At 65.2% G+C, this 12,755-nt stretch carries 12 protein-coding genes; 5 read left to right on the plus strand and 7 right to left on the minus strand.

The window, feature by feature from the left end; genetic code table 11:
- Window positions 1–35 precede the first annotated feature (35 nt).
- Both RHPLAN_RS07125 and RHPLAN_RS07130 read right to left on the minus strand, forming a co-directional pair.
- The gene (locus RHPLAN_RS07125; RefSeq protein WP_068015285.1) at window positions 36–932 is read right to left on the minus strand and encodes a LysR family transcriptional regulator; all 897 of its coding nucleotides are present in this window, start codon (window positions 930–932) and stop codon (window positions 36–38) included.
- 84 nt (window positions 933–1,016) lie between these two features.
- Complete coding sequence (locus RHPLAN_RS07130; RefSeq protein ID WP_068015287.1) at window positions 1,017–1,940, minus strand: LysR family transcriptional regulator; 924 nt, start codon at window positions 1,938–1,940, stop codon at window positions 1,017–1,019.
- A gap of 173 nt (window positions 1,941–2,113) precedes the next feature.
- Between RHPLAN_RS07130 and RHPLAN_RS07135 the strand changes: the two genes are divergently transcribed.
- The 4 genes from RHPLAN_RS07135 to RHPLAN_RS07150 all read left to right on the plus strand — a co-directional run bounded on the left by RHPLAN_RS07135 (window position 2,114) and on the right by RHPLAN_RS07150 (window position 8,920).
- Window positions 2,114–3,838: an NAD(P)H-dependent oxidoreductase subunit E gene (locus RHPLAN_RS07135; protein ID WP_068015290.1), complete on the plus strand. Its 1,725-nt coding sequence runs from the start codon at window positions 2,114–2,116 to the stop codon at window positions 3,836–3,838.
- A 22-nt stretch (window positions 3,839–3,860) separates the two neighbouring features.
- Window positions 3,861–6,650: a formate dehydrogenase subunit alpha gene (gene fdhF / locus RHPLAN_RS07140; protein ID WP_068015293.1), complete on the plus strand. Its 2,790-nt coding sequence runs from the start codon at window positions 3,861–3,863 to the stop codon at window positions 6,648–6,650.
- A gap of 142 nt (window positions 6,651–6,792) precedes the next feature.
- A complete protein-coding gene (locus RHPLAN_RS07145; protein WP_068015295.1) occupies window positions 6,793–7,881 on the plus strand; it encodes a Gfo/Idh/MocA family protein in 1,089 nt (362 codons plus the stop codon).
- Between the two features lie 55 nt (window positions 7,882–7,936).
- Window positions 7,937–8,920 carry a Bug family tripartite tricarboxylate transporter substrate binding protein gene (locus RHPLAN_RS07150; RefSeq protein ID WP_068015299.1) on the plus strand — a complete coding sequence of 328 codons (984 nt, stop codon included), beginning with the start codon at window positions 7,937–7,939 and terminating at the stop codon, window positions 8,918–8,920.
- A 10-nt stretch (window positions 8,921–8,930) separates the two neighbouring features.
- Here RHPLAN_RS07150 and RHPLAN_RS07155 read toward each other — a convergent pair whose 3' ends face one another.
- The 3 genes from RHPLAN_RS07155 to RHPLAN_RS07165 all read right to left on the minus strand — a co-directional run bounded on the left by RHPLAN_RS07155 (window position 8,931) and on the right by RHPLAN_RS07165 (window position 11,481).
- Window positions 8,931–9,533, minus strand: a complete 603-nt coding sequence (locus RHPLAN_RS07155; RefSeq protein WP_068015301.1) for a hypothetical protein — start codon at window positions 9,531–9,533, stop codon at window positions 8,931–8,933.
- 12 nt (window positions 9,534–9,545) lie between these two features.
- Entirely contained in the window at window positions 9,546–11,072 is a 1,527-nt protein-coding gene (locus RHPLAN_RS07160) for an FAD-dependent oxidoreductase (RefSeq protein WP_068015304.1), read from the minus strand.
- Window positions 11,073–11,250: 178 nt separating this feature from the next.
- Entirely contained in the window at window positions 11,251–11,481 is a 231-nt protein-coding gene (locus RHPLAN_RS07165) for a hypothetical protein (protein WP_068015306.1), read from the minus strand.
- A gap of 127 nt (window positions 11,482–11,608) precedes the next feature.
- Here RHPLAN_RS07165 and RHPLAN_RS07170 point away from each other — a divergent pair, with 127 nt between their 5' ends.
- Window positions 11,609–11,968 carry a hypothetical protein gene (locus RHPLAN_RS07170; RefSeq protein WP_068015309.1) on the plus strand — a complete coding sequence of 120 codons (360 nt, stop codon included), beginning with the start codon at window positions 11,609–11,611 and terminating at the stop codon, window positions 11,966–11,968.
- Between the two features lie 7 nt (window positions 11,969–11,975).
- On the opposite strand, the gene RHPLAN_RS07175 is transcribed toward RHPLAN_RS07170, so the two are convergent.
- Complete coding sequence (locus tag RHPLAN_RS07175; protein ID WP_068015311.1) at window positions 11,976–12,287, minus strand: Imm53 family immunity protein; 312 nt, start codon at window positions 12,285–12,287, stop codon at window positions 11,976–11,978.
- Window positions 12,288–12,358: 71 nt separating this feature from the next.
- Window positions 12,359–12,607, minus strand: a complete 249-nt coding sequence (locus RHPLAN_RS07180; protein ID WP_068015314.1) for a DUF3297 family protein — start codon at window positions 12,605–12,607, stop codon at window positions 12,359–12,361.
- Between the last annotated feature and the right edge of the window lie 148 nt (window positions 12,608–12,755).

Genomic DNA, 12,755 nt, shown 5'->3' on the forward strand with positions numbered 1-12,755 from the left:
ATCGAAAAAACTGCCCCCGACTAAAGTCTAGGCAATCAGTGCAGAAGTTCGGATGCTGTCAGCCGGGCCTGCGTGGCCAGCGCCGTGGCAAGCGGCGTCGTCAGTTCACGCTCCGGCATCACCAGGCCTACGGTGTGCACCGCCTCCGGCTCGACGATTGGGATGGCCCTGAGATCGCTCTCGTTGACCAGTGTCGACTGCGCAATCTTGTCGGGCACGATGCTGACCCACGCGCCGGTTCGCACATGGGCGAACAGCACCGATATCGAGTCCGATTCGAGCATGATGCATGGATTCTCGCCGGTGCCGCGCAGCAGCCCCTCGATGATGCGCCGGTTCTCGGTGTCGGGTGTGAGCAGGCACAGCTGCAGCCGCGAAACCATTTCCCAGGTTACCGTCTCGAGCAGGGCTAGTGATGAATCCTGCGTGGTCAAAAGCTGATAGCGCTCGCGATAAAGCGGAATAGCGCGGAAGCCGTTGGGTCTTGCCATGTCGACGTAGGTGACGGCCGCGTCGATATCGAGATTTTCCAGAAGCGGCGGGATGTCGTGAGCGGGTCGCGACAGGATGGTGAACTGCACCCCCGGATGTCGCGCCGCAAGCGGCCCGGTCAGCCTCGCGCTCATCGGGAGCGCGGCGGGGACGACGGCGATGCGCAGGCGGCCGGTGAGCCCGCGTTTCAGCGTGCTGATATCCTGCCGCATGGAGCGCGTGTCGCCGACGATGCGGCGCGCCCATTCCAGCGTGCGCTCGCCCTCGGCCGTGAGCCCGATGAAACGCGAGCCGCGCTGCACCAGCAGGACGCCGAGCGATTCTTCGAGTTGCTTCAGGCCGAGCGACAGCGACGGCTGCGACACGGCGCAGAGTTCGGCGGCGCGGCCGAAATGTTTCTCCTGGGCGAGCGCGATCAGGTATTCCAGTTTTTCGATCATGGAGTCCGTTCGAGGAGCATCCCGCTGGGCATCGGGCGCCGCTGGATTCGATAGTATCTGCCTATCGGCTCAATCCAACGGTTATTACGGCCGGGAACCCCTTGCTGCGACATTAAGACCGTCGAGCTGCGGCGCGAGCCGGCGTGCCTCCTCCACCAGCGCCGCTGTCGTGGGCATCATCGGCTCACGCGCCGGCGCAACGAGACCGATGGTCTGTACCGCTTCCGGATCGATGATCGGAATGGCGCGGATCGCGTCGGTGAACCCCAGCGTCTCGGCGAGCTTCGCCGGCATGACGCTCGCCCAGCGGCCGGTCCGGACATGCGAGTAGAGCAGGATCATCGAATCCGATTCCAGCGTCGGACGCGACTCAACGCCGGCGCGCTGCAGCAGCCGGTCGATGATGCGGCGGTTTTGCATGTCGGGCGTGAGCAGGCAGAGCGGCACCTGCGCGACTTCGGCCCAGGTCACGGTCTGGCGGTCGCCGAGCGGCGCGTCGGCCGAGGTGAGCAGGCGATAGCGCTCGCGATAGAGCGGCACTGCGGTGACGTGGCCCAGTGGCTCGTTCTCGATGTAGGTGATGCCGGCGTCGATCTCGAGATTGCCGAGCAGATCGAGCACCTCGATCGAGGTGCGCGAATAGATCGTGAAGCGCACGTTGGGGTGCTTCTCGCGATAGGGCGTGGTCAACGCCGCAACCATCGGCAGTGCGGTCGGGATCGCAGCGATACGCAACTGTCCGCTGAGGCCGTGGCGCAGCGCGTTGATCTCTTCGCGCATCGAGCGCGCGTCGCCGACAATGCGCCGTGCCCAGTCGAGGACGCGCTCGCCTTCCGGGGTGAAGCCTTGGAACCGCGAGCCGCGATTCACCAGCAGCACGCCCATCTGCTCTTCAAGCTGCTTCACGCCCGCCGACAGCGTCGGCTGCGTAACGCCGCAGGCCTCGGCGGCGCGGCCGAAGTGGTGCTCGCGAGCGAGCGCCAGGATGAAGTCGAGCTTGTCTAACATGAGAAACGAAAACCGTTCCTAATCAACAGCTTAGTATCATAGGCCGCAAATGATACTCAAGTCTCGCGTTGTAAACAGGGGCCGCGTGATCGATTTTTTCTATCGCAGCATGGGAATTGTTGCGTTGCGCGACGCCTTAGATCAGTTCAATTCTGAGGCGATCGGAGCCACTGATGAACGTCCAGAATCCGCCGCCGCGCATCGGCGGCAATGGCGCGGAACCGCGCCGCCGCAAAGCCCGCCGTACCCCCAAAGGCCGCCAGGTTGATCCGCAGGCGCTTGCCGAGGTCCAGGCGCTGCTCATCGACCGTTCGCGCAAGCGCGATCTCCTGATCGAGCATCTGCATCTGATCCAGGACAAATACGGGCACATCTCGGCGGCGCATCTTGCGGCGCTCGCCTTCGAGATGCGGCTCGCCCAGACCGAGGTCTACGAGGTCGCGACCTTCTACGCGCATTTCGACGTGGTGAAGGAGGGCGACACCGCGCCGCCGCCGGTCACGGTGCGGGTGTGCGATTCCCTCTCATGCGCGATGGCCGGCGCGGAGCATCTCCTGAACGACCTGCCGAAGCTGCTCGGCACCGGTGTGCGCGTGGTTCGCGCGCCCTGCATGGGCGCCTGCGATCATGCGCCGGTTTGCGCCGTTGGCCATGTGCAGGTGAACAGGGCGAACAACGAGGCGGTGAAAAAGCTTGCGACGCCGAACACGCACGCCCATGCGCTGAAGCCCGGCACCGATTTCGACGGCTATCGCGCGAACGGCGGCTACAAGCTGTTCGAGGAAGCGTTGGCCGGCAAGCGCACGCGCGACGAGTTCATCAAGACCGTCAGCGACGCGGGGCTGCGCGGCCTCGGCGGCGCGGGTTTTCCGACCGGCCGCAAGTGGCAGTTCGTCCGCGCCGAAAAAGGTCCGCGGCTGATGGCCGTGAACGGCGACGAGGGCGAGCCCGGCACCTTCAAGGACCGGCACTATCTCGGCCTCGACCCGCACCGTTTCCTCGAAGGCATGCTGATCGCTGCCTGGGTGGTCGAAGCCGCCGAGGTCTACATCTATCTGCGCGACGAGTATCCCGAGATCCGGCTGATGCTGGAGCAGGAGATCGAGAAGCTAGAAGCCGCGGGCCTCGACAGCTACACCAGAATCCATATGCGCCGCGGCGCCGGCGCTTACATCTGCGGCGAAGAATCGGCGATGATCGAATCGATCGAAGGCAAGCGCGGCCTGCCGCGCCACCGCCCGCCCTACGTCGCGCAGGTCGGTCTGTTCGGCCGCCCGACGCTCGAGCAGAACGTCGAGACGCTCTATTGGGTCCGCGACATCATCGAAAAGGGCTCCGCATGGGTGACCTCACAGGGCCGCCATGAGCGCAAGGGCTTTCGCAGCTTCTCGGTGTCGGGCCGGGTGAAGAACCCCGGCGTCAAGCTCGCACCGGCCGGCATCACCATGCGCGAGCTCATCGAGGAGCACTGCGGCGGCATGGCGGACGGCGAAACGTTCAAGGCCTATCTGCCGGGCGGTGCGTCAGGCGGGATTCTTCCGGCCTCGATGGCCGATGAGCCCCTCGACTTCGGCACGCTGGAAAAATACGGCTGTTTCGTCGGTTCCCACGCGGTTGTGATCCTGTCGGAGAAGGACGATATCAAGGCTGTGGCGTTGAATCTGATGCGGTTCTTCGAGGATGAAAGCTGCGGCCAGTGCACGCCCTGCCGCGTCGGCACCGAAAAGGCCGCCAAGCTCATGGAGCAGGGGCCGTGGAACGAGGCGCTGCTCAACGAGCTGTCGACGCTGATGCGCGATGCTTCGATCTGCGGCCTCGGCCAAGCCGCGCCGAACCCGCTGCTCTGCGTGCTGAAATTTTTCCCCGACGAGCTGAAGAAGCCGTTGGGGCGTTGGTGATCGAGACGCCTGAGATCGAAGCATGACCGACACAAAACCCAACACCTTCTTCATCGACGACCGCGAGATCGACATCCGCGACGACGAGACGATCTTCCGCGCCGCGCGCCGGCTCGACATCAAGCTGCCGCACCTCTGCTACACGCCGAAGCCTGGTTACAGGCCGGACGGTAACTGCCGCGTGTGCATGGTCGAGATCGAGGGCGAGCGCGTGCTCGCCGCGAGCTGTATCCGCACGCCGGCGCCCGGCATGAAGGTCAAGACGCAGACCGACCGCGCCAAGACCGCGCGCCAGATGGTCGCCGAGCTTCTTCTCACCGACCAGCCTGCGATCGAAGTGGCGCACGACCCGGACAGCGAGCTCTGGAAGATCGTCAAGCGCCAGAAGCTCGAGGCCGGCCGCTTCCCCAAGCGCGACAAGGACGAGGTGCCCGCGCCCGACCGCAGCCATGTCGCCATGGCGGTCAATCTCGACGCCTGCATCCAATGCAACCTTTGCGTCCGCGCCTGCCGCGAGGTGCAAGTCAACGACGTGATCGGCATGGCCGGCCGCGGCCACACCGAGAAGATCGTGTTCGACTTCGACGACCCGATGGGCGATTCGACCTGCGTCGCCTGCGGCGAATGCGTGCAGGCGTGCCCGACCGGCGCGCTGATGCCCGCGACCATGGTCGACGACAAGAACGTCTACAAGGGCAAGCCCGACCGCACCGTGGACAGCGTTTGTCCCTATTGCGGCGTCGGCTGTCAGCTCACCTACCAGATCAAGGACGACAAGATTGTCGCCGTCGAAGGCAAGAACGGCCCGGCGAACCAGAACCGGCTGTGCGTGAAGGGCCGCTTCGGCTTCGACTACGTGCACAATCCGCAGCGCCTGATGAAGCCGATGATCCGCAAGGACGGCGTGCCGAAGGTGCCGCACGAGTTCATCGATCCGATGAACCCGTGGACGCATTTCCGCGAGGCGACCTGGGAAGAGGCGCTCGATCGCGCCGCCGGCGGCTTGAAGAAAATCCGCGATCGTGACGGTTCCGATGCGCTGGCTGGCTTTGGCTCGGCCAAGGGTTCGAACGAGGAGGCTTATCTCTTCCAGAAGCTCGTCCGCACCGGCTTTGGCACCAACAATGTCGACCACTGCACACGGCTCTGCCACGCCTCGTCGGTGTCGGCGCTGCTGGAGGGCGTCGGCTCCGCGGCCGTCACCGCGACCTTCAACGAGTGCAAGAACTCCGACCTGATCATCGTGATCGGCGCCAATCCGACCGAGAATCATCCGGTCGCCGCGACCTTCTTCAAGCAGGCGGCCAAGCGCGGCTCGAAGCTCGTGGTGATGGACCCGCGCGGCCAGGCGCTCAAGCGCCACGCCTGGAAGATGATGCAGTTCAAGAACGGCACGGACGTTGCGATGCTCAACGCCATGCTGAACGTGATCGTCGAGGAAAAGCTTTACGATCAGCAGTACATCCAGACCTACGTCGAGGGTTTCGACGCCTGGAAGGAGAACGTCAAGCAGTTCACGCCGGAGGAAATGGCGCCGATCTGCGGCATCGAGGCCGACACGCTCCGCGAAGTGGCGCGCGCCTATGCGCGGGCCAAGAGCGCCATCATCTTCTGGGGCATGGGCGTGTCGCAGCACACCCACGGCACCGACAACGCACGCTGTCTGATCGCGCTCGCGCTGATCACCGGACAGATCGGACGTCCCGGCACGGGGCTGCATCCGCTGCGCGGTCAGAACAACGTGCAGGGCGCGTCCGACGCGGGCCTCATTCCGATGTTCTTCCCGGATTACAAGTCGGTTGAGGACCCGGAAGTCCGCGGCCAGTACGAGAAGGCATGGGGCGTCAAGCTGCCGCCGAAGCGCGGCAAGACCGTCGTCGAGATCATGAACGCGGTCCACGCCGACGAGATCAAGGGCATGTACGTCGAGGGCGAGAACCCGGCGATGTCCGATCCCGATCTCAATCATGCCCGGCAGGCGCTGGCGCACCTCGAGCATCTCGTGGTGCAGGATCTCTTCCTCACCGAGACCGCCGTCTACGCCGACGTGGTGCTGCCGGCATCCGGCTGGCCTGAGAAGGACGGAACGGTGACGAACACCAACCGTCAGGTGCAGATGGGCCGTCAGGCGATCCCGCTTCCCGGCGACACGCGTCAGGACCTCTGGATCATCACCGAGATCGCCAACCGGCTGGGCTGCGGCTGGAATTACAAGCACATCGGCGACGTCTTCAACGAGATGGCGTCGATGATGCCGGCACTCGACAACATCACCTGGGAGCGCGTCGCGCGCGAAAGCGCCGTCACCTATCCGACCGACGCGCCGGACCAGCCGGGCCGCGACGTGGTGTTCGACAAGGGCTTCCCGCGGCCGGGCGGCTTCGCCAAGCTGGTCGCGACCAAGCTGCAGCCGCCCGACGAGGTGCCGGACACGGAGTATCCGTTCATCCTCTCGACCGGCCGCCAGCTCGAACATTGGCACACCGGCTCGATGACGCGGCGCGCCACCGTGCTCGACGCCATCGAGCCGTCGGCGATCGCGCAGCTCTCGCGCGGCACCATCGAGAGGCTCGGCATTGCCCCGGGCGACATGGTGCGTGTCTCGACACGGCGCGGCAGCGTGGAGCTTCAGGCCCGCATGGATGATGCTGTGCCGGATGGCGTGGTGTTCATCCCGTTCGCCTACGTCGAGGCGGCGGCGAACCTGCTCACCAACCCGAAGCTCGATCCGTTCGGCAAGATTCCGGAGTTCAAGTTCTGCGCTGCGCGAGTCGAGGCCGTCGAGCCGGTGACACGGGTCGCGGCCGAATAGCAGAGTCTTCGTTCTTGCGGTTGGAAAGGGCGGTCCGGCAGGGCCGCCCTTTCGGTCGTTTACACTCCCGCGGCCGCCGCATAGGATTTTCGTCGAGAATACCAGAGCGCCTGCGCAACGAAAAAAGACTGAGGGAGAGACGATGAACAAGGCGCGCGGCGTGGGTCTTGGCATCATCGGATCGGGACGGATCGGCACGTTGCGCGCCCGGCTCGCCGCGGGCCATCCGGCAGTGAACCACATCGCGGTGTCGGACCTCGACCCGGCCAACGCCGAGAAGCTCGCCAAGACCGTGAGCGGCCGCTCCCACGGCAAAGACAATCTCGCGGTGATCGACGACCCCGACGTTACCGCCGTGATCGTCTCCACCAGCGAGGGCGAGCACGTCGCGCCGATGCTCGCGGCGCTCGAGCGCGGCAAGCCGGTGCTGGTCGAGAAGCCGATCGCACTCACGGTGCGGGAGGCCGACCGCGTGCTCGAGGCGCTGAAGAAATTCGGCGGCCAGATGCATGTCGGCTACAGCCGCCGCTACAAGGAACGCTACCAGATCGCCAAGGAGCAGGTGGTGAAGGCCCGCCTCGGCACGCTGACCGGCGGCGCGGCCCGCGTGTTCAACTCGCGGTCCCAGGCGCTGGCGATGCTGAAGCGCAATCCGCACGCGACGCCGGTGGTCGATGCGCTGACCTACTATGTCGATCTGATGAACTGGCTCTTCGAGGGCCGCAAGCTCGTCGAGATTTATGCCCGCGGTCAGACCGGCGTGCTGAAGGCTGCCGGCCATGAGGTGCCGGACGTGACTTACGCGGTGCTGACCTATGACGACGGCGCCGTGGTCAATCTCGGCGTGAGCTACGCGCTGCCGGAGAAATACCCCGCGCTCGGCCATGCCGCGCGAGTCGAGGTGGTCGGCACGGGCGGCGTTCTCATTCTCGACGACGATCACACCGATCAACTGATGTACAGCGAGACCGGCGTGCCGCACGTCTATCTGCCCGATCACAACGTCAACATGGTGTTCCTGCAGAGCGGCACGCCCGGCGACTGGGCGCTGGGCGAGTTCTGGGGACCGATCGCGAACGAGACGCGCGCCTGGCTCGATCATCTTTCGATGGGAAAGCCGTGCACGCTCGCAACGCCGCAGGATGCCCGCTTGACCTTGGAAGCGACGCTCGCGATCGAGCATTCGATGCGGATCGGCATGCCGGTGACGCTGCCGCTGCGCGACGGCTAACACCGCGGATATAGCGACCGCAGAAAACAGCGGCGCAGCAGGGATGGAGACGGCCATGGCGTACAAGTTTACGCGGCGATCGGTGCTGCAAGGCGCGCTCGCATTCGGCGCAGCGCTGCCGGGCCGGCCTGCGCGAGCGACTGGCTACCCGGATCGTCCCGTGAAGATCATCGCGCCGTTCGCGGCCGGCGGTCCGAGCGACATCACGGCGCGGCTGATGAGCGTGAAGCTCGGCGATGCGCTCGGCCAGACCTTCGTGATCGAGAACCGGCCCGGCGCAGGCTCCAATCTCGGCACCGTCGCGGTCGCGCGCAGCGCGCCCGACGGCTACACGTTGCTGATCACGTCGAGCGCCTTCGTGGTCAATCCGAGCCTGTACAAGCAGGTCCCGTACGACGCTTTCAAAGACTTCGCGCCGGTCGCCGAGCTCGACACCTCGCCCAACGTGTTCATCGCCGCGCCCGCCTCGGGCATCACCTCGATCAAGGAGATGATCGCGCGCGCCAAGGCGAAGCCCCACGAGCTGAGCTACGCCCATGCCGGGCTTGGCACCACGCCGCATCTTGCGGGCGAACTGCTCAAGATCATCGAAGGCGTCAGCATGACGCCCGTGCCCTATCAGGGCGGCGGGCCGGCCGTGCAGGCGGTGCTTGGCGGCACCGTGCCGGTCGGCTGCGCGTCATTGCCCGGCGCGCATCCAAGCATCAAGAGCGGCGCGCTGCGCGCGCTTGCGGTCACCGGCCCGGAGCGCTGGCACGACATGCCCGACGTGCCGACCATGATCGAGCTCGGTTACAAGGACTTCGTGGTCGACACCTTCCACTGCATGCTGGCGCCGGCCGGCACGCCAGCGGAGATCGTCGAGCGCCTCGCCAAGGCGTCGATCGACTGCCTGAAAGAACCGGCGTTTCACGAGAAGCTGCGTTCGCTCGGCTTCGAGACCATCGCCAACGGTCCCGACGGGCTGCGCCGCCGCATCGAAAGCGACGTGCAGCGCTATCGCGACATCATCGCCAAGGCGGGCATCGAACGGGTCTAGTTCGCCTGAGTCACCGCACCCAGCGCGCGTCCGGATGCTCCTCGGGCACATGCACCATGGTCAGCTCGAGGCTCGTGTCGCCTTTGATGCTGACGGGCTGTGGCTGAGCGATATGCGCGGTGCGCCAGAGCTGGAGCTGGTAATCGCCCTTGCACAACTGCAGCTCGGCGCGGCCGCTCTTGTCGGTGCGTGCGTGGAACGGGCCAAGCCGGATCTCGACATCGCCGAGCGCTTCTGCCGAATCCCGCTCGGTGACCGTCACGCGGAGCTTATGCTCGGGTTTTGGCGCCATCGCGACGCTGAAGCGTGTCGCGACGGCCTCATCGATGGTTGCGCCGGGTATCAGCCGCACCTCGTATTCGTTGGCCTGCCGTGTCGGCGCCGCCACCTCGAGTGTGGTCCAGTACAGCGCCTCGGTGCCGGGGAGCGGCGTTTGTCCCAGTGCGCCGGACGCTGCCAGGGCGCCCAACGCATCGGTCACCGCAACACGGTAGCCGTCAAGCTCGCGCCGGGATGACGACTTGGCGCCGACCTTGATTGTAAACTTTTCGCCGGCGGTCACCGGCATCGGCACGTCCCACACCGCGAGGCTGATCGTATCTGTGTCGCTCACGGCCTTACTCCCTTAAGAATTCCGTTGCGCGGCATGGCGGCCGGCGATCCGGCCGAACACCAGGCAGCGGCCGAGACCGTGCTGGGCGAAGCCGCCCTGGGATTCGCCGGCGCAGTAAAGCCCCTGGATCACCTCGCCGCGGGTGTCGATCACCTGGCCATGCGTGTCGGTGCGCAATCCCGTCAGCGAGTCGTGCAGGATCGGCGTGGCCCAGGCCGCGTAGAACGGCGGCGTCGCGATCTTGTGCAGCGGCGTCGGCTTGTTGAAGTCCCTGTCCACGCCGGACGTCACGAACGAATTGTAGCGGTTCACCGTCTCCTGCAGGGCGTCGCCCGGGATCGGTTGTTTCTGGTACGGGTTTTTGATCCTTCCCGCGAGTTCGTGGATCGTATCGGCGCTGGCGAAATAGCCGTCGGGATCGACATGCGGCGGCTCGGGCTTCCACTTCTGCCGCTTCACTGCGTCGGCATCGAAGATCGCCCAGATCGGCCCGCCGCCGTTGAGCTTGTTCTTGTCGCCATGGTTGGCTAGCGCCGCGTTGATGAAGTCGTAACCGCTGTCGAGCTCGTTCCAGAATCGCTGGCCGAACTGGTTCACCAGGATCGCTTCGTGCCAGTCCGTCACCGTGAGCCCGGTGGCCTTGCAAAGGTGGAAGATCGGACTGTCGGTCTCGTAGTAGAGGCTGAGATAGCCCCAGCGGGTGCCGACATGGCGCGTCTTGGTGATGGCGGGGCCCACTTCGCTGGTCTGCGTGCCGGTCGCCCACAGCGATGCGCCGATATCCATCGCGGCGATCTCACCGTCGGCGCCCTGGAACGAGTAGGGCAGGCCGGCCTGCTGGTACTCCTCGGTGAGTCGTGGATCGAACATACGCCGGAAATTGACGTTGCCGGTGTGCCCGCCCGTCGCGATCACGATGCCCTTCTTGGCCTCGATCGCGATCACCTTGCCGTCCGCTTGCGCGACGATGCCGCGAACCTTCGAGCCCTTGCCTGGATCGCGCACGATCTGTGTCATCTCGTGCTTGAGCAGGATCTGCGCGCCCTTCTTGCGCGCGCTCTCCGCGAGCCTGCGAACGAGCCCGGAGCCGTTGCGGTTGCGCCGCGGCGCGACAACCTCGCTCGGGACATGCCATTCATGGGTGACGAACACCCGCGGCACGGTCGCGGCGTCCGGCGTGACGATCGGCTTGTCGATGAAGGTCACGCCGTTGTCCAGCAGGAACTGGAACGTCGGCACGCATTCGTCGGCGAAGGTGCGCACCAGATCGCGGTCGTTGTAGCGGCTGTCGCCACGCCGGTAATTCACCCAGTCGGCGAACACCTGATCGGGCGTGTCCTTGATGTTGTGTTTCTTCTGCATGGCGTTGCCGCCGCCAAGCTGCACCCGCCCGCCGCTCAGCATGGCGTGGCCGCCGATGTCGTAATTTTCCTCGACAACAATGACGTCGGCGCCGTGGTCGCGCGCCGAAACGGCGGCTGCAAGGCCGGCCGCGCCCGCGCCGATGACCACGACGTCAGTCGAGAGATTCCATTCCATCCGGGAAAAAGCCTTGGGCAGGATTATTCGGCAGCACCACGCGGCCCGCATCTTGACCTGCGCAGCCGCGCGGTCAAGCCGACCACGCCCCATCGAAGACTCTGCCCGTGAATTCCAGGGCGCGGCACCAAGGCGCCACGCCCACCCAGTTTGGTTTTCTCGCTGACTCGGTTCGCGCCTAGCGGGTCAGCCACGTCGGGCTGACGCCATCCGGCGACAGCGGGTCTGGCGGAAGGTTCTTCCACTGATCCGGCGCGGCCGTCTGGCCCGATTGAGAGGTCGCTGGATTGGCAGGGCTCGCCAGGGCATCGCCGTTGCGAGCGCCCTTCGGCAGCAGCAGGAAAACGCCGGCCAGCAAGACGGCCCCGGCGATGCATGTGATGCAAATTTTCTTCGAAATGGCAATCATGAGGGTCTCCTTGAAAACAGCCCCGACTGTCGGTTGTGTTAATGCGCGCTACGGTCCGTCCCTGTGATCCGCGTCACAAAGCTTCGAAATTGTCGCTTCGGTTTGCGCGTGCTGTGTAAAATGTCACATGGACCAGTTCGCGCCCGACGATTCCGAGCCACATTCCGAGATCGCCCGCCTCGAACAGCTCATCGAGGAGCTGACGTTGAAGCTCGAGACCTGCCGCAAGTATTCGGGTGCGGCATTGGCCGCGATGGGGCTCGGCGCGGTGCTGCTCGCCGCTGGGATCTTCGGCGTGATCGCGCTCGATCCGGTGACGTTGCTGGCTGCGGCCGCCGCGCTGATGGGCGGCATCGTGCTGGCCGGCTCCAATCGCAGCACCGCGCGCGAGATCCAGGCGCAACTCGCCGAAGCCGAGGAGGAGCGGCGCGGACTGATCGGCCGGATTCAGCTGCGTGTGGTCACCGAGCGGCCGGTGCTGCATTAAGTTTTCATTAAGCCTGATCGGTCCAGCGTAGAAAGCGTGACACGATTTCTTCCAGCCGCGACGCGTCGCCGGCGCCGTGCCAGATCGGACCGCTCACCTGGCAGTGCAGCCATCGCGGCGTGTTGGGATGGCCGTTGTCGTCGACACCTTCGGCCACGCGGTCAAAGCCGCGCCCCGCAAGCGCGGTCCCGGTGAGATCGACCTTCATCCACCAGCCGGGATTGTCAGTGGTCTGGATGGTGATGCCGTACCAATGCTCGCGCTCCCCGTCGCAATGGCGGCGGTGCCAATCGGCAAGCTCGGCGAGCAGAGACGGCATGGTTGTTCGACCCTTTTGATTGGGTCGGACGGAAGCTGCGTTCGGTTCAGATGGAAACCGGAACCTCCGCGCTACTCTTTATCCTCATCCTTGAAATACGGCTCGACCCCGCCGGTGAGCTTGATGGTGAGCGGGTTGCCGTGGCGGTCCTTCGCCTTGCCGGCTCCGACGCGGATCCAGCCTTCGCTGATGCAATATTCCTCGACGTTGGTCTTTTCCTTGCCGTTGAAGCGGATGCCGACGTCGCGCCTGAGGATTTCCTCGTTGTAGTACGGGCTTCCCGGATTGACGGACAGGCGGTCGGGAAACGGTTCGGCCATAGCGGTGTTCCTGTGCTGGACAGGTGGCTCCTATACTCCGTTGTGGCACGCCGTCAAAATTGATGCACAGATCCTGCAACATCACCGGTGTCGGGCCCGGGCTAAACACTTGACCCAGGCATCCAGCAAGTGTTGCGGTTGAAGATGG

The organism is Rhodoplanes sp. Z2-YC6860, assembly GCF_001579845.1.
Lineage (GTDB): Bacteria > Pseudomonadota > Alphaproteobacteria > Rhizobiales > Xanthobacteraceae > Z2-YC6860.